This window comes from Massilia sp. BAP21, from assembly GCF_057801335.1.
Genome location: NZ_CM173596.1, coordinates 4,741,736 through 4,757,510, shown reverse-complemented (window position 1 = coordinate 4,757,510; position 15,775 = coordinate 4,741,736). Strand labels below are relative to the sequence as shown.

General features: G+C 64.3%; 15 protein-coding genes. 7 read left to right on the top strand and 8 right to left on the bottom strand.

Going from position 1 to position 15,775, the window contains the following annotated elements:
- Positions 1-73 precede the first annotated feature (73 nt).
- The 5 genes from ACWYRN_RS20995 to dctP all read left to right on the top strand — a co-directional run bounded on the left by ACWYRN_RS20995 (position 74) and on the right by dctP (position 3,130).
- On the top strand, positions 74-460 hold the full coding sequence (locus ACWYRN_RS20995; RefSeq protein ID WP_488689657.1) for a hypothetical protein: 387 nt from the start codon (positions 74-76) through the stop codon (positions 458-460).
- A gap of 9 nt (positions 461-469) precedes the next feature.
- The gene (locus ACWYRN_RS20990) at positions 470-673 is read left to right on the top strand and encodes a helix-turn-helix transcriptional regulator (protein WP_488689656.1); all 204 of its coding nucleotides are present in this window, start codon (positions 470-472) and stop codon (positions 671-673) included.
- Positions 670-1,596: an alpha/beta fold hydrolase gene (locus ACWYRN_RS20985; protein WP_488689655.1), complete on the top strand. Its 927-nt coding sequence runs from the start codon at positions 670-672 to the stop codon at positions 1,594-1,596. Before ACWYRN_RS20990 ends, ACWYRN_RS20985 begins: the two co-directional genes overlap by 4 nt.
- A 9-nt stretch (positions 1,597-1,605) precedes the next feature.
- On the top strand, positions 1,606-1,845 hold the full coding sequence (locus tag ACWYRN_RS20980; protein ID WP_488689653.1) for a hypothetical protein: 240 nt from the start codon (positions 1,606-1,608) through the stop codon (positions 1,843-1,845).
- 250 nt (positions 1,846-2,095) lie between these two features.
- Positions 2,096-3,130, top strand: coding sequence for a TRAP transporter substrate-binding protein DctP (gene dctP, locus ACWYRN_RS20975; RefSeq protein WP_374041314.1), 1,035 nt, complete (start codon positions 2,096-2,098; stop codon positions 3,128-3,130).
- Positions 3,131-3,245: 115 nt separating this feature from the next.
- Here the strand turns inward: dctP and moaD are convergent, their stop codons facing one another.
- From moaD to kbl, 6 genes are all read right to left on the bottom strand, one after another.
- Positions 3,246-3,503: a molybdopterin converting factor subunit 1 gene (gene moaD, locus ACWYRN_RS20970; protein ID WP_488689652.1), complete on the bottom strand. Its 258-nt coding sequence runs from the start codon at positions 3,501-3,503 to the stop codon at positions 3,246-3,248.
- Between the two features lie 4 nt (positions 3,504-3,507).
- Entirely contained in the window at positions 3,508-4,791 is a 1,284-nt protein-coding gene (locus ACWYRN_RS20965; protein WP_488689651.1) for a molybdopterin molybdotransferase MoeA, read from the bottom strand.
- Between the two features lie 2 nt (positions 4,792-4,793).
- Positions 4,794-6,269: a threonine synthase gene (gene thrC / locus ACWYRN_RS20960; RefSeq protein WP_488689650.1), complete on the bottom strand. Its 1,476-nt coding sequence runs from the start codon at positions 6,267-6,269 to the stop codon at positions 4,794-4,796.
- 389 nt (positions 6,270-6,658) lie between these two features.
- Positions 6,659-8,053: an L-serine ammonia-lyase gene (locus ACWYRN_RS20955; protein WP_488689648.1), complete on the bottom strand. Its 1,395-nt coding sequence runs from the start codon at positions 8,051-8,053 to the stop codon at positions 6,659-6,661.
- 30 nt (positions 8,054-8,083) lie between these two features.
- Positions 8,084-9,040, bottom strand: a complete 957-nt coding sequence (locus ACWYRN_RS20950; RefSeq protein ID WP_488689646.1) for an NAD-dependent epimerase/dehydratase family protein — start codon at positions 9,038-9,040, stop codon at positions 8,084-8,086.
- Positions 9,041-9,069: 29 nt separating this feature from the next.
- Positions 9,070-10,284 carry a glycine C-acetyltransferase gene (gene kbl / locus ACWYRN_RS20945; protein ID WP_488689644.1) on the bottom strand — a complete coding sequence of 405 codons (1,215 nt, stop codon included), beginning with the start codon at positions 10,282-10,284 and terminating at the stop codon, positions 9,070-9,072.
- Between the two features lie 194 nt (positions 10,285-10,478).
- Between kbl and ACWYRN_RS20940 the strand changes: the two genes are divergently transcribed.
- A complete protein-coding gene (locus ACWYRN_RS20940) occupies positions 10,479-11,057 on the top strand; it encodes a helix-turn-helix domain-containing protein (protein WP_488689642.1) in 579 nt (192 codons plus the stop codon).
- A gap of 273 nt (positions 11,058-11,330) precedes the next feature.
- Here ACWYRN_RS20940 and ACWYRN_RS20935 read toward each other — a convergent pair whose 3' ends face one another.
- Positions 11,331-13,460, bottom strand: coding sequence for a prolyl oligopeptidase family serine peptidase (locus ACWYRN_RS20935; protein WP_488689640.1), 2,130 nt, complete (start codon positions 13,458-13,460; stop codon positions 11,331-11,333).
- A 255-nt stretch (positions 13,461-13,715) separates the two neighbouring features.
- On the opposite strand from ACWYRN_RS20935, the gene budC reads away from it, so the two are divergent.
- Entirely contained in the window at positions 13,716-14,477 is a 762-nt protein-coding gene (gene budC, locus ACWYRN_RS20930) for a meso-2,3-butanediol dehydrogenase (protein ID WP_488689638.1), read from the top strand.
- 24 nt (positions 14,478-14,501) lie between these two features.
- Here budC and ACWYRN_RS20925 read toward each other — a convergent pair whose 3' ends face one another.
- Positions 14,502-15,692: a hypothetical protein gene (locus tag ACWYRN_RS20925; protein ID WP_488689637.1), complete on the bottom strand. Its 1,191-nt coding sequence runs from the start codon at positions 15,690-15,692 to the stop codon at positions 14,502-14,504.
- Between the last annotated feature and the right edge of the window lie 83 nt (positions 15,693-15,775).

Below are 15,775 nucleotides of genomic sequence, written 5' to 3'. Positions count from 1 at the left end.
TAAGATGTAAAGGGTGCTTGACATCGCATCTGGCGCGAAACACAATGTAAAGCATACTTTACATGGAGCCGACATGCACGAAAAACGCGTTACCAGGGCCTATCACCGCGAACTGTTCGGCGCCATCGCGCTCTACGTCGTCCTGCTGATGGCGGCCATTCGCTACGGGCGGCCGATGGATGACGGCATGTTGCGCATCCTGGTGCTGGTCAGTCCGATGATCGGCTTCGGCGTCATGATCCGGGCCATCGCCCGCCACCTGGCGCGGGTCGACGAATTCATTCGCAAGCAGCTGATGGAAAACGTGGCGCTGGCCTCGGCGATCACCGCCGGCCTCACCTTCACCTATGGGTTCCTGGAGACCGCAGGCTACCCGAAGCTGTCGATGTTCACGGTCTGGTGCGTGCTGTGCGGCGCCACGGGCGTCGTTTGCATCGTGCGCAAGCTGATCGACCGGTAAGTACGGCAAATGAAAAACCTGATCCGCGAACTGCGCGCCGAACACGGCTGGAGCCAGGCCCACCTGGCCGAGCTGCTGGACGTGTCGCGCCAGACCGTGATCGCCATCGAGAACGGCAAGTACGACCCCAGCCTGCCGCTCGCCTTTGCGATCTCGAAGATCTTCAAGCGACCCATCGAAGCGATTTTTACCCCCAACCAGGAGCCAGCATGAAAGCAGCATTGTTGTTCGCATTGATCCTCGGCGCCGCCGCGCCTGCCACGGCACAGGACGCGCCGCAGCCTGCCAACCGTTTTGCCGCCAGCCTCGCCCCCGCCGAACGCTTCGAGCTCAAGGGCATGCTGGTCGAGCGCCACGGCAACGGCGCGAAGCCGCTGGTGCTGATCCCCGGCCTGGCCAGCGGCGGCTGGGTGTGGCAGGAAACGGTGCGCGAACTGGGGAGCGGCTACACGATCTACGTGGTCACCCTGCCCGGCTTCGATGGCCGCCCCGCGCTCGCAGGAGATCCCTTCGACAACGCGAAGGCCGCGCTGGCCGAACTGATCGCCGCGCGCAAGCTCGCCAGGCCGGTGCTGGTCGGGCACAGCCTGGGCGCCACGCTGTCGATCGCGCTGGCCGAGGACCTGCCCGGCGCACTCGGCGGCGTGGTCGCCATCGACGGCCTGCCGGTCTTCCCGCGCACCGAGGACATGCCGCCCGCGCAGCGCGCGGCAATGGCCGAGGGCGTACGCCGGCAGATGGCGACCGCGGCCGGGCCGGCCTTCGCGGCGCAGCAGCGGCAATACATGCGCACCATCGGCCTGGTTGACATGGGCAAGGCCGACGACGTGGCCATGCTCACCTCGCGCAGCGACCCCATCGCGGTGGCCGACTATGCCGCCTCGGTGATGGCGCGCGACCTGCGCCCCGGCCTGGGGAACATTCGCGTGCCGGTGCTGGTGCTCGCGCCCACCTATGGCCCCGATGCGGCCCTGACAGGGATGTCCGGCAGCGACAAGGTGGCGTATTATCGGGAACTGATGACCGGCACCTCGAAGCTGGACGTCACACCCATCGACAACGCGCGCCACTTCGCCATGCTGGACCAGCCCCGTGCCGTGAACGACGCGTTGCGCCAATTCCTGAACAACCTGTAAGGAGACACCATGTCCGCAACCATGCCCCCCATGTCCCACTGGATCGGCCAGTACGCGTTTGCCGCCGGCTCGATGTTCGCCCTGCTGCTCGTGGTCGACGTGCTGGTGCGCGGCGAAGCCTTTGCCCGCGCCTGGCCCTCGGCCCTGGCCTGGGCGGCGGTCGCCTCGGCGCTCTTCATCGGCCGCCGTTACTACAACGTGCGCAAGGGGCTGGACTGCGCGGTGTGCGAACGGCTCGACAAGAAATAAGGCGTTTTTCTCCACGATGAACGATGCGCGGTAACAGGGTTGTCCCGCTGGACAAGCCTGATACTGTTGCCCTCGTTGCTGTGCTCCCCGGCGCGTTATTCATCCTGCATTTGTTAAGTCAACAATATTCTTCTTGACAAGGAATGTCATGAGAATATTCTTATACAGACGCAGGTGAACGATGCAGCTCCCCGATGGGCGCACGATTCGCCGGGTCGTTCAATCATCTTGGAGGATGAGTATGTCGGAAATGTCACGGCCATCTTTGGCTCGCAGGACAGTGCTGGGTGCGCTCGCGTCCAGTCCTTTGTGGCTCGGCAGCGCATGGGCCGCTTCGCAGTCGATGAAGATCTCGCATCAATTCCCCGGCGGTAGCATCACGGAAGGCGACTTCCGCGACCGCCTGTGCCGCATGTTCGCCACCGAAGTGGAAAAACGCACGCGCGGCAGCCTGAAGTTCTCGATCTACCCGAATTCGTCGCTGATGCAGCCGAACGCCCAGTTCGGCGCGCTGCGCAAGGGCAGCCTCGACCTGGCGCTGGTGCCGCTGTCGTATGCCGGCGCCGAATCGCCCGAGGCGAACATCGGCCTGATGCCGGGCCTGGTGACCTCTTACCAGCAGGGCTATGCCTGGAAAAACGCCGAGGTCGGCAAGGAGCTGATGCGCATCCTCGACAGCCAGGGCCTGGTCCTGATCAGCTGGATCTGGCAGGCCGGCGGCGTGGCCTCGCGCGGCGCGGAACCGATCCTGCGCCCGGAACAGGTGCAGGGCCTGAAGACCCGCGGCGGCTCGCACGAGATGGACCTGATCCTGCGCGACGCCGGCGCCACCATCGTCAACATGCCCTCGAACGAGATCCACGACGCCATGAAGAGCGGCGCGCTGGATGCGGCGTTTACCTCGTCGACCTCGCTGATCACCTTCCGCCTGGCCGACGTGGCGCGTTCGGTGACCACCGCGCGCGGCGGCGGCTACTGGTTCATGTTCGAGCCGCTGATGATGTCGCGGACCGTGTTCTCGCGCCTGAGCAAGTCGCAGCAGGAGGCGATCATGACGGTCGGCGCCGACCTGGAAAAGTTCGCGATGCGCATGGCCATGGCCGACGACCAGGCGGTGGCCGGCTACTACTCGCGCACCGGCGCGCGGGTGGCGGACATGGATGCGGAGTCGCTCAAGCAGTGGCAGGCCGTGGCCCGCACCACGGCCTGGCGCGAGTTCGGCGGGCGCAACGACAACTGCGCCAAGCTGCTGGCGCTGGCCGAGAAGTCGATCGCGGCCTTGTGATGCGTGGCGTGGACGGGTTTTCCGTTCACGCGCTCACCCCGCGTGTGCAAACCATGTCTGTGCGATGCACAGGTGGTTTGGACGCGTGGACGGCATAGCCGTCCACCCTACCCGTTCAGCCGCCCGTCACCGGCGGGAAGAAGGCCACTTCTCCGCCTTCGGCAAGCACCGTCTCGGGTGCGCACATCACGTGGTTGAAGGCCATGCGCAGCGCGCGTCCGTGCGCCAGGGTTTCGGCCCAGGCGCCGCCGCGCGCGATCAGGTAGTCGCGCACGGCGCCCACGGTGCGCACGTCGTCGGGTAGTTCCACACGCTCCTGCGCCAGGCCCAGGGCCTCGCGCACGGAGGCAAAAAATCGCAGTTCGATGTACATGGTGTCAGTGCTGGAGTTCGGCAAACGGGATGAAGCGCACGATGTCGCCTTCGTTGATCATGCGTCCCGGCGGGTTGTCGACCAGGCCGTCGCCCCACACGGTGGAGGTCAGCACGCCCGAACCCTGGTTGGTGAACAGCTCCAGCCCGCCGCCGGCGTTCACGCGCACGCGCAGGAATTCGTTGCGGCGGTCGGCCTTCGGCAGGCTGAAGTCGGCGCGCATCTGGTAGGCGCGCGGCTCGACCGGGCCGCTCACGCCCTGCAGGCGCAGCAGGAAGGGCCGCACGAACAGCAGGAAGGTGATGAAGCTCGACACTGGATTGCCCGGCAGGCCGATAAAGTAAGCAGCCCCAGTGGGGCTGCTTACGCTGCTGCCGTTCTCACGATGCACGTTGCCGAACGCCAGCGGCTTGCCCGGCTTGACGGCGATCTGCCACATGTTCAGCTGCCCTTCCGCTTCCACGGCCGGCTTGATGTGGTCTTCCTCGCCCACCGAGACGCCGCCCGAGGTGATGATCAGGTCATGCTCGCGCGCCGCTGCGCGCAGGGTGGCGCGGGTGGCCTCCAGCGAATCGGGCACGATGCCGAAATCGGTGATCTGGCAGCCGAAGTTTTCCAGCAGGCCGCGCAGGGTGAAGCGGTTCGAGTTGTAGATGGCGCCCGGCGCCAGCTGGCCGCCCGGCGCTTCGCCCGGCATGGTCAGTTCGTCGCCGGTGAAGAACACGGCCACGCGCACGCGGCGGCGCACCGGCAGCTGCGCCAGGCCAACCGAGGCAGCCAGTCCCAGTTCCTGGCTGCGCAGGCGGGTGCCGGCAGCGAGGATCGTGGAGCCGGCGACGATGTCTTCGCCGGTGCGGCGGATCCATTCGCCGGCTTTCGGCGTGTGGCGGATCACCACGTTCTCGCCCTGGGCTTCGCACTGCTCCTGCATCACCACCGCGTCGGCCCCTTGCGGGATCATGGCGCCGGTGAAGATGCGCGCGGCGGTGCCGGGTTCGAGTGGCTCGCCGACGGTGCCGGCCGGGATGCGCTGGGCCACGCGCAGGACGGCGCCGCCATTTATGCAGTCGGCCGCGCGCACGGCGTAGCCGTCCATCTGGGTGTTGTCGGCGGAAGGCACATCGATGGTCGAGGCCTGGTCCCGGGCCAGCACGCGGCCATTGGCCTCGAGCGTGGGAATCTGTTCGGTGTCAGGTACGGGGTGCACGGCGGCGAGCAGCGTGTCGAGCGCTTCGCGCACGGTCAGCATCGCCCGCGCCGACGCGGGTTTGTCGTTCGTTGGTGTCATGGTTACAGTCCGGTGTGCGCCGCGATGAAGGTCTTCATTTCGTCGACGTTCGGGCGCATCAGCACGAATTTTTGCGGCAGCAGTTCGAGGTCCTCGAAGCCGGCGGGACGCTCGGCATCGACCCCGATCGCTTCCAGGATGGTTTCGTTGAATTTGGCGGCCAGCGCGGTTTCCAGCACGATCATCGGCACGCCGGCTTCGATGTGCTCGCGCGCGACCTTGATGCCGTCGGCGGTGTGGGTGTCGACGGTGATGCCGTAGTCGTCGAAGGCCATGCGGATGGTGTCGAGGCGATCAAGGTGGGTCGACTTGCCCGACGCGAAGCCGTAGTCGCCGACGCGGGCGAATTCGTCGCCGTCGCTGCCCGGCCCGCCCGACAAATCGAAGCCGCCGTGGGTGTCGACCTTGCGGAACAGCGCCGCGGTGCGTTCGCTGTCCTGGCCGACCAGGTCGTAGACGAAGCGCTCGAAGTTCGACGCTTTCGAGATGTCCATCGACGGGCTGCTGGTGTGGTAGGTCTCGGCGCTCTTGCGTACACGGTAGACGCCGGTGCGGAAGAATTCGTCGAGCACGTCGTTTTCGTTGGTGGCGACCACCAGCTTATGAATCGGCAGGCCCATCATGCGCGCGATGTGGCCGGCGCAGATGTTGCCGAAGTTCCCCGAGGGGACGGTGAACGACACCTTTTGCTCGTTGCCCGTCGTCGCTGCGAGGTAGCCACGGAAGTAGTAGACCACCTGCGCGACCACGCGCGCCCAGTTGATGGAGTTGACGGTGCCGATCTTGTGGCGCGCCTTGAAGGAGAGATCGTTCGAGACCGCCTTGACCATGTCCTGGCAGTCGTCGAACACGCCCTCGACCGCGATGTTGAAGATGTTCGGGTCCTGCAGGCTGAACATCTGCGCGGTCTGGAAGGCGCTCATCTTCTCGTTCGGCGACAGCATGAACACGCGCACGCCGCGCTTGCCGCGCATCGCGTACTCGGCGGCGCTGCCGGTGTCGCCCGAGGTGGCGCCGAAGATGTTCAGTTCGTCGTCGTTCTTGGCCAGCGCGTATTCGAACAAATTGCCGAGCAGTTGCATGGCCATGTCCTTGAAGGCCAGGGTCGGGCCGTTGGACAGGGCTTGCAGGATCAGCTTGCGGCCGTTTTCGTCTTCCAGGGTGCGCAGCGGTGTGATGTCGGCGGCGGATTCGCCTTCGCGCGCGTTGCGGTAGACCTCGGGCGTGTAGGTCTTGGCGGTGAGCGCCTTCAGGTCGGCGTCCGGGATGTCGGTCGCAAACTTGCGCAGGATTTCATAGGCCAGCTCGGCGTAGGAGAGCTTGCGCCAGGCGCTCAGCTCGTCGCTGGTTACCTGCGGGTAGGAGGCCGGCATGAACAGGCCACCATCGGGGGCCAGGCCGCCGAGCAGGATGGTCGAGAAGGTTTCCGGATTGCGGGAAGCGGACGCGCTCGTTGCGCGGGTAGACACATATTGCATACGTAAATGATCCGGTTGGGCTCGCGTTGATTCTTTTATTATAGTGCGGGCCGGCAGATCCTGTATGTGTGGTCGAGATTGGTGTGGTCGTTCTGACTAGAGCGATCCTGGAACGCCATCAACATCGTTGGCCTCGACCGTAGGGTGGGGTGTTTGAGGCCGGGGGCCTCAAACACAAAGTGCCCACGCGGATGTTCGCGTTTCGTTGGCACGTGAAAAAATCGAAAACGACGCGTTTCGACAGCGCTTCTCGAAGCGCCGCGATAACGCGTCGGTTTCGATGTGGACGAAGCTAACGCTGCGCTGGCTTCCGCGTGGGCACGGAGTGCCCACCGTACGGTTATAGCCGGGTCAGTGAATGCCGTTAGAGGTCCGCGTAGGGCGCACGATCAGCAAGCCGCGTGATTCACCGTTACCACATGCACCGCCAACCCACCCAGCGAGGTCTCCTTGTACTTCGCCTGCATATCCGCCCCCGTCTGGCGCATGGTCTCGATCACGTTGTCGAGGCTGACGAAGTGGGTGCCGTCGCCCTTCAGCGCCAGCGAGGCCGCCGTGATGGCCTTGATCGCGCCCATGCCGTTGCGCTCGATGCAGGGAATCTGCACCAGGCCGCCGATCGGGTCGCAGGTCATGCCGAGGTGGTGTTCGATGCCGATTTCGGCCGCGTTCTCGATGCGCTCGTTCGAGCCGCCGAGCGCCGCCACCAGGCCGGCCGCGGCCATCGCGCAGGCCACGCCGACCTCGCCCTGGCAGCCGACTTCGGCGCCCGAGATCGAGGCGTTCTTCTTGCACAGCATGCCGATCGCACTCGAAGTCAGCAGGAAGTCGCGGATGCCTTTCGCCGCGTCGGTTGGGCGGCAGTCCTCGGCGTAGTAGCGCAGTACCGCCGGGATGATGCCGGCCGCGCCATTCGTCGGCGCCGTCACCACACGCCCGCCGGCCGCATTCTCTTCGTTCACCGCCATCGCATACAGCGTCACGTGGTGGGTCGCGTCGTGCGGCAGCTCGTTCACGCGCTTGCCCTCGTTGCAGTGCGCCTGCTTCCACAGGGTGGCCGCGCGGCGCTTGACGTTCAAGCCACCCGGCAGCTGGCCTTCGGTAACCAAACCGTGGGCGATGCAGTCGCGCATCGTGACCCAGATGCGGTCCAGGCCGGCATCGAGCTCCGCCTCGCTCATGCGCACCAACTCGTTTGCGCGCAGCATGTGCGGGATCGACAGGCCGTGCTGCTTGCCGTGGGCCAGCAGTTCGCTCATGGTGTCGAAGGGGAACGGCACCTGCGTCTGCCCCTGCGGCGCTTCGTTCGCGCGCGCCTGCGCTTCGCCGGCCGCGGTGATGAAGCCGCCGCCGACCGAATAATAGATGCGCTCGATGACGCTGCCGTCCTTCAGCTGCAGCACGAAGCGCATGCCGTTCGGGTGCTCGGGCAGGGTCGAGGTCTTGTGCCAGACCAGGTTGCTGCGCGCCGTGAACGGCACCTCGTGCGTGCCCAGCAGGCGCAGCACGCCGTCGAGTTCTGCTTCGGCTAGCTTGTCCTCGACCGTGTCCGGGTCGATGTCCTGCGGGGTCTCGCCCATCAGGCCGAGGATCACCGCCTTGTCGGTGGCATGGCCGACCCCGGTCAGCGCCAGCGAACCGTACAGGTGGGCTTCGACGCCGACCGCTTCATCCAGCGCGCCCGACTCCAGCAGGAAGCGGCGCGCCGCCACCATCGGGCCCACCGTGTGCGAGCTCGATGGCCCGATACCGATCTTGAACAGATCGAAAACGCTCATGTCCATCTTTGTCTCCGGCTTTTCTTATTATGTACTTTAAGCGGTGGCGCCGACGTCGATGTTCTCGAGCATGGAAGCGACCATCTCTTCGATGCCGACACGCGCTTTCCAGCCCCAGTCCGCAGTCGCGCGGCTGTCGTCCAGGCTCTTCGGCCAGGTGTCGGCAATCGCCTGGCGGCTGTCCGGTTTATACGCGATCTCGAATGCCGGCACGGCCTTCTGGATAGCGGCAGCCAGTTCGCGCGGGTTGAACGACACACCGGCGACGTTGTACGAGGAGCGGATCTTGACTTGTTCGGCTGGCGCGTCCATCAGTTCGACCGTGGCGCGGATCGCGTCCGGCATGTAGATCATCGGCAGCGTGGTCTCGGGACCCAGGAAGCACTCGTAGGTCTCGTTCTTGAGCGCCGCATGGAAGATGGCGATGGCGTAGTCGGTGGTGCCGCCGCCCGGAGGCGACTTGAAGCTGATGATGCCGGGGTAGCGGATCGAACGCACGTCCACGCCGTACTTGGTGTGGTAGTACTCGCACAGGCGCTCGCCGGCCAGTTTGCTGATGCCGTAGATGGTGGTCGGGTCCATCACCGTGTACTGCGCGGTGTTCTCGGCCGGGGTGTTCGGGCCGAAGGCGGCGATCGACGATGGCCAGAACACTTTCAGCGGTTTGCCGGCTTCGCCGCGCTCGCGCGCCACTTCCAGGATGTTCAGCAGGCCGTCCATGTTCAGGGTCCAGGCCTTCAAGGGCGCCTTTTCGCCGGTGGCCGACAGCAGCGCGGCCAGCTGGTAGACCTGGGTGATGCCTTCGTCGGCGATCACTTGCGCCAGCTTGTCCTTGTCCAGCACGTCGAGCTGGGCGTAGCGCGCCGCGCCGTAGACGTTGTTGCTGCCGATGTCGGTGGCGAGCACATTCCCGGCGCCGTGTTGTTCTGCGAGTGCGGAGACCAGTTCGCTGCCGATCTGGCCGTTGGCGCCGATGATGAGGATGCGTTCCATTTGCTGTGATTCCTTGAAGCCTGATTGATTTAATTATTCTTGAGGATGCCGAGCTCTTTGCCGGCCTGCTCGAAGGCGGCCAGCACGGTGTCGAGCTGTTCGCGGGTGTGGGCGGCGGACAGCTGGACGCGCACGCGCGCCTGGCCCATCGGCACCACCGGATAGAAGAAGCCCGACAGCAGCACGCCCAGTTCGAACATGCGCGCGGCGAATCGTTGCGCCACCGGCGCGTCGAACAGCATCACCGGCACCACCGGGTGCGTGCCCGGCTTGATGGTGAAGCCGATGCGCTCGATCTCCTTGCGGAAGTAGGCGGTGTTTTCCATCAGGCGGTCGCGCAGTTCGGTCGACTTGCTGATGCGGTCCAGCACGGCGAGCGAGGCGCCGGCGATCATCGGCGCCAGGGTATTCGAGAACAGGTAAGGACGCGACTTCTGGCGCAGGGTCTCGATGACTTCCTTGCGGCCCGAGGTGAAGCCGCCCATCGCACCGCCCAGGGCCTTGCCGAGGGTGCCGGTGATGATGTCGATCTTGCCGATCACGCCGCAGTGCTCGTGGGTGCCGCGGCCGGTGGCGCCGAGGAAGCCCGAAGCGTGCGATTCGTCGATCAGGGTCAGGGCGCCGTACTGCTCCGCCAGTTCGACGATCTTGTCGAGCTGGGCGATCGTGCCGTCCATCGAGAAGGCGCCGTCGGTGACGATGACCTTGTGGCGCTTGCCGGCGGCGGTGGCGGCCTGCAGTTGCGCTTCCAGGTCGGCCATGTCGTTGTTGGCGTAGCGGTAGCGCGCGGCCTTGCACAGGCGGATGCCGTCGATCAGCGAAGCGTGGTTCAGGGCGTCGGAGATGATGGCGTCGTTTTCGTCGAACAGCGGCTCGAACACGCCGCCGTTGGCATCGAACGCCGCTGCGTACAGGATGGTGTCTTCGGTACCGAGGAACTTCGAGAGCGCCTGTTCCAGTTCCTTGTGCACGGTCTGGGTGCCGCAGATGAAGCGCACCGACGACAGGCCATAGCCATACTTGGCCAGCGCGGCTTCGGCGGCTTTCTGGGTTTCGGCATCGCCCGACAGGCCCAGGTAGTTATTCGCGCACATGTTGATCAGGGTGCGGCCGTCTTCCGACTGCACCTCGGCGCCCTGGCGCGAGGCCAGCACGCGCTCGGGCTTGAACAGGCCCTGGTCGCGCAGGGTCGACAGATTGTTCTGCAGACCAGTATAAAAGGCGTTCTTCGCTTGTTCGCTCATGTGATTTCCCTGTCTGTGGTTGCCGGCTTGACCGGCCGTTGGACTATGCTGTACCGTTGACCGCTTGTTGTACCAGTTCAGTGTTGCGCTGCTTTTTCGCTATCTCGAACTGAAATTCAATATAATGAATATTACGCCGACCTGTTGAACTTGGCAAGGTCCGGCGGCTTTCCATTTACTGGCACCTGAAAACGATGAAAACCCCCGTCACGACGAATAACGCCCCGCCGGAAGTCGGCGCCACCCTGCAGCGCCTGCGCCTGGCGCGCGGCCTGACGCTGGAGGACCTGTCGCGCATCGCGGGGGTGTCGAAGTCGATGCTGTCCCAGATCGAGCGCGAAAAAGCGAATCCTACCATCGCCATCACCTGGCGTCTGGCGAATGCGCTCGGCGTGCAGATCGGCGAATTGCTGGCATCGGAAACCCCGAACGTGGAGTCGATCCGCGTGCTCGATGCGCACGAGACCCCTACCCTGCCCGGCACGCATGCCGGCTACACGCTGCGCATCCTGGGGCCGATGGAACTGGCCGGGCAGTACGAATGGTACGAGCTGACGCTGGCGCCGGGCGGCGAACTGGCGTCGCAGGCGCATGACCCGGGTACCAAGGAGCACATGACCGTGATTAACGGCACGCTGGAGATCGAAGTCGGGGCATCGAAGCGCAAGGTCAAGGCCGGCGGGACGGCGCGCTATCCGGCGGACCAGGATCATGTGCTGAGGAATGTGGGGAAGACGGAGGCGAAGGCCTTGCTGGTGGTGGTGCACAGGTAGGCGGATTGCGTCCGCCCATCTTTGGACATTTGTTTTCTTATGAAAACATATGTTGTATAAAAATGTGGATGATCGGCTGGCGTACAGCGTGGGCTCGAGAGCCCACCCTACAAAAACCCGGCTGTCGAACCTGTAGGGTGGGCTCTTGAGCCCACGCGGTAGAACGTTCGAACAGCCGCGTCACAAAAACAGACCGGGCCAGCCGAATCATCGCGATTCGCCTGGCGCGGTCATTTCATGCATCGCGCGGCAAGCCGCCCGGTGCACACGCCATTACATCTTCAACGCCTTGGTCAGGAAGCCCCAACGGTCCGCCACTTCCTCGATCTGCTTGGCGGTCGGCTTACCCGCGCCATGCCCTGCCTTGGTATCGATGCGGATGATCATCGGATTGCAGCCCGCCTGCGCAGCCTGGGCGGCGGCGGCAAACTTGAAGCTGTGCGCCGGCACCACGCGGTCGTCGTGGTCGGCGGTGGTGATCATCGTCGCCGGATACTGCGTGCCCGGTTTCAGGTTATGCAGCGGCGAATACTTCACCAATGCCTTGAACTCGTCCGGATTCTCCGACGAGCCGTAGTCCGAGGTCCAGGCCCAGCCGATGGTGAACTTGTGGAAGCGCAGCATGTCCAGCACGCCCACCATCGGGATCGCCGCGCCGAACAAATCCGGACGCTGGGTCATGGCCGCACCGACCAGCAGGCCGCCATTGCTGCCGCCGCCGATCGCCAGTTTCGACGGAGAGGTCACCTTGTTGTCGACCAGCCACTGCGCCGCGCCGATGAAGTCGTCGAACACGTTCTGCTTCTGCAGCTTGGTGCCGGCCTGGTGCCAGGACTCGCCGTATTCTCCACCGCCGCGCAGGTTGGCGACCACGTAGACGCCGCCCATTTCCATCCACGCCAGGTTGGCAGGCGAGAAGGCAGGCAGCATCGAGATATTGAAGCCGCCGTAGCCGTACAAATAGGTCGGGTTGCTGCCGTCCAGCTTCAGGCCCTTCTTCGAGACGATGAACATCGGCACCTTGGTGCCGTCGCGGCTGGTGAAGAACTGCTGGCGCGTTTCATAGGCGTTCGGGTCGAAGTCGACCTTCGGCTGGCGGAACACCTCGGTCTTGCCGCTGGCCACATCCATACGGTAGATGGTGGTCGGGGTGGTGAAGCCGGTGAACGAGAAGAAGGTTTCCTTGTCGCCGCGCTTGCCCGTGAAGCCCGACACCGAACCGATGCCCGGCAGCGCGATCTCGCGGATGAACTTGCCGTTCAAATCGCTCACGCGCACGACGCTGCGCGCATCCTTCAGGTACTCGACGATCAGGCGGTCGCCGACGACATGGGCGGCGTTCAGGGTGTCGCCGGATTCGGCGACGATTTCCTTCCAGTTGGCCTCGGCAGGCTTGCGCACGTCGATGGCGACGATGCGCTGGCGCGGCGCCTTGCGGTCGGTGCTGAAGTAGAACACGTCGCCGACGTTGTCGATGAAGTCGTAGGCGGCATCGAAGTTGTCGATCAGCGGCACGACCTTCGAGTCGGCCTTCGACAGGTCCTTGATGAAGATGCGGTATTTATGCGCGGTGCCCTTGGTGGCCGTGATCAGCAGGTACTTGCCGTCGTCGGTGGTCTTGGCGCGGAAGCCCCATTCCTTTTCGTCCGGACGGTCGTAGACCAGGGTGTCGGCGCTTTGCGGCGTGCCGATCTTGTGGAAGTACAGTTTCTGGTGGTAGTTGACGGCGGCCAGCTTCGTGGCTTCGGTCGGCTCGTCGTAGCGGCTGTAGAAGAAGCCCTTGCCGTCTTTCGTCCAGGCGGTTTGCGAGAACTTGACCCACTTCAGGTGGTCTTCCAGGTCCTTGCCGCTGTCGATGTCGCGCACCTTCCACTCGTTCCAGTCGGAACCCGAGGCAGCGGTGCCGTAGGCCATGAGTTTACCGTCCGGGCTGACTTCGACGCCGGCCAGGGCGACCGTGCCGTCCGCTGCCAGGGTGTTCGGGTCGAGCAGCATGCGCGGCTCGTCCGACAAATTCTTCATCGTGTACAGCACCGACTGGTTCTGCAGGCCGTCGTTGCGGCTGTAGAAATAGCGGCCGCCCTCTTTCGACGGCACCGAGTAGCGCTCGTAGTTCCACAACTTCGTCAGGCGTTCCTGGATTGCCTTGCGCTGCGGGATCTGGGCCAGGTAAGCCTGGGTCACCGCAACCTGGGCGTCGACCCATTCCTTGGTCTCGGCGCTGTTGGCGTCTTCCAGCCAGCGGTAAGGGTCGGCAATCGTGGTGCCGTGGTAGTTGTCGCTCTGGTCGACTTTCTTCGTGACCGGGTAGGTCGGCGCCTGGCCGGCTGGGCAGGACGCAGGGGCGGCGGCATGGGCGCCGAAAGCCATCATCAGGGCCAGGGCGAGCGTTGCTTGTCTCATGTGCATTTTCTTCTCGGAACGTGGTTCGGGAAAGGCGGATGTGCCGCCGGGCATCATAGCCTAGAACCCGGCAGTGCGCGACTTTACGGCAGGCCAGCCGATCCGTTGCACGACTGAAGCGAGCCCGTCAATACGGGGTGTGTGGACATTCTTCCGGTCACGCAGGACCAACAACCGAAAAGCCCGCTTTCCACCGCTGTGCTATGTTCGTTTCACTCGCAATGTAGCGAATTTGCCAATTTCGAAGGAGCGAACATGAATCGTTTTAATGACAAGACCGTGCTGGTCACGGGTGCCGCTTCCGGCATCGGGCTGGCCGCCGCCCGCCGCTTCCTGGATGAAGGCGCCCGTGTCGTGATGCTCGACATCGACGAAGCCGAACTCAAGGAGGCCGCTGCCGGGCTGCCGCAGGACCGTGTCCTGGTGCAGGTCGGCGATACGGCTGACAAGCAAACCGCGGCGACCGCAGTGAAGGCAGCCGTGGAGCGCTTCGGCGGGCTGCATATCCTGGTCAACAATGCCGGCATGGCGGTCGAAGGCGACATCACGAAAACCAGCGAAGAAGACTTCGAACGCGTCATGGCCGTGAACGTCGCCGGCTACTTCCACATGGCCAAGGCGGCCATGCCCGAACTCGTGAAAACAAAAGGGTCTATCGTCATGACCTCGTCGGTGTCGGGCCTGGGCGGTGACTGGAACATGTTTGCCTACAACACCTCGAAAGGCGCGGTCAGCAACATGGTGCGCGCGATGGCAATGGACGCGGGCAAGGATGGCGTGCGCGTGAACGCAGTCAATCCGAGCTTCACGAAAACCGGCATGACCGAGGACATGGTGAGCAACCCGGAACTGGTCGCCAAGTTCAGGGAGCGCATGCCGCTCGGCGCACCCGAGGACCCGGAAGGCGTGGCCGCGGCGATGGCTTTCCTGGCGAGCGAGGATGCGCGCCTGATTACCGGTGTGAACCTGCCGGTGGATGCGGGCTTGATGGCGTCGAACGGGCAGCCGCCGAAGTGACAATCCGCTTCACTATCCTGCTTATCACTTGGACTGGAAACTGCGCATGAAACGGTGAACATTCGCGTCGACCGTCTTGGCCACAGATGCGAGCTCGTCAGGATGGGCACGGAAACTATAGCTGGCATGCGGCCCCAGACTCAGGCGGTAAGTCGTGCTGCACAGCAGCATGTTCGATGGTTTGGTCTCGTAGCAGTAGAGGGAAAAAGGCTCGCCCGCATCGTTTTTCCAGTTGCGGTCGCGCGCGATCCAGTAGCCGTTCGCGTAGTGGCTGAAGTCGGCGGTCTGCGTCACCTGCAATGGCCGGCCCGACGCTATTGCGGCTTCGTTTTCCTTGACGAACGCGCGATAGGCGCCCCGATCGCTGACGCCCATCCGTCGGAGATCGTCCCGCGTCGGGGAGTAGATCGATATCTCATCGGGCACACCCTGACGCGACAACGCCGTTCGTTCACCGGCGTGACAAAGCTGCTGCGCCCAGTCCTCTTTACTCAACGCACAGAACTTGTCGCGCACGGGCGGTCCTTTGTAGAGGAGCCTATCTATGTCGATGGACAGTCTTACAATGCCGATTGGTTTGTCCGCGTCGCCACTGAGGCTGCAAAATGCGCGCATGTCCTCATGCCTTGACAAGGCGTAAGGCTTGTCCGCTTTCGTCCACACGGTGAAGATCGGCGCCGAAGGCAGGCGGAATGCGGCGCCCGCGAGTTCGACCTGGTGATGTGCGGCAAGGCAGGCGCCATCGGGAACACGAGTGCGCTGTTGCGACCACCACATCGATCCTGCCAGCACCGAGGGAATCGCGAGGGAGCCGGCGAGTACCAGCAGCGCCGAGCGGACACGCGTCTGCGCGACGCGCGGGAGCGCCAGCATGGCCCAGCGCGAGACGGCGCCGGAAACGAATCCCGCCGCGGCAATACAGATGATTCCCGTCATGACCGCCACACCCAGGATCGCGCCCCCAGGTGCCCGGCCCATCGATCGAAACCCCTCCAGCACCAGCCAGGCCAGAGGCAAGCCGAGCAAGACAGAGCAGGCGGCCAGCGAACGCCGCCCCGGCATCACCAGCGCCAGCGCGAACAGTGCGGTGTAAGGCAAAGCAAGAAAAAGCAAATGGAACATGCGCAGATGATGGACCTGGATGCCGGAGCGGGTTGCCGCCTCGTCGTGGTGGGATAGCGGCACGGTGCCAGCGCTCGACGCATCAGGCGGCATCCTGCCGATGCGGATACGTGCGCCAGCTTAACAGATCGGCCAGACGAAAAAGATCACCGATTCTCACGCCTTGTACACCTGTC

What these genes read in the sequence shown, in the direction of transcription:
- ACWYRN_RS20995 (WP_488689657.1), top strand. Translation starts at nt 74, where the DNA reads ATGCACGAAAAACGCGTTACCAGGGCCTATCACCGCGAACTGTTCGGC.
- ACWYRN_RS20935 (WP_488689640.1), bottom strand. Translation starts at nt 13,460, where the DNA reads ATGAGACAAGCAACGCTCGCCCTGGCCCTGATGATGGCTTTCGGCGCC.
- ACWYRN_RS20925 (WP_488689637.1), bottom strand. Translation starts at nt 15,692, where the DNA reads ATGCCGCCTGATGCGTCGAGCGCTGGCACCGTGCCGCTATCCCACCAC.
- dctP (WP_374041314.1), top strand. Translation starts at nt 2,096, where the DNA reads ATGTCACGGCCATCTTTGGCTCGCAGGACAGTGCTGGGTGCGCTCGCG.
- ACWYRN_RS20985 (WP_488689655.1), top strand. Translation starts at nt 670, where the DNA reads ATGAAAGCAGCATTGTTGTTCGCATTGATCCTCGGCGCCGCCGCGCCT.
- ACWYRN_RS20950 (WP_488689646.1), bottom strand. Translation starts at nt 9,040, where the DNA reads ATGGAACGCATCCTCATCATCGGCGCCAACGGCCAGATCGGCAGCGAA.
- ACWYRN_RS20965 (WP_488689651.1), bottom strand. Translation starts at nt 4,791, where the DNA reads ATGACACCAACGAACGACAAACCCGCGTCGGCGCGGGCGATGCTGACC.
- budC (WP_488689638.1), top strand. Translation starts at nt 13,716, where the DNA reads ATGAATCGTTTTAATGACAAGACCGTGCTGGTCACGGGTGCCGCTTCC.
- ACWYRN_RS20955 (WP_488689648.1), bottom strand. Translation starts at nt 8,053, where the DNA reads ATGGACATGAGCGTTTTCGATCTGTTCAAGATCGGTATCGGGCCATCG.
- ACWYRN_RS20990 (WP_488689656.1), top strand. Translation starts at nt 470, where the DNA reads ATGAAAAACCTGATCCGCGAACTGCGCGCCGAACACGGCTGGAGCCAG.
- ACWYRN_RS20940 (WP_488689642.1), top strand. Translation starts at nt 10,479, where the DNA reads ATGAAAACCCCCGTCACGACGAATAACGCCCCGCCGGAAGTCGGCGCC.
- moaD (WP_488689652.1), bottom strand. Translation starts at nt 3,503, where the DNA reads ATGTACATCGAACTGCGATTTTTTGCCTCCGTGCGCGAGGCCCTGGGC.
- thrC (WP_488689650.1), bottom strand. Translation starts at nt 6,269, where the DNA reads ATGCAATATGTGTCTACCCGCGCAACGAGCGCGTCCGCTTCCCGCAAT.
- kbl (WP_488689644.1), bottom strand. Translation starts at nt 10,284, where the DNA reads ATGAGCGAACAAGCGAAGAACGCCTTTTATACTGGTCTGCAGAACAAT.
- ACWYRN_RS20980 (WP_488689653.1), top strand. Translation starts at nt 1,606, where the DNA reads ATGTCCGCAACCATGCCCCCCATGTCCCACTGGATCGGCCAGTACGCG.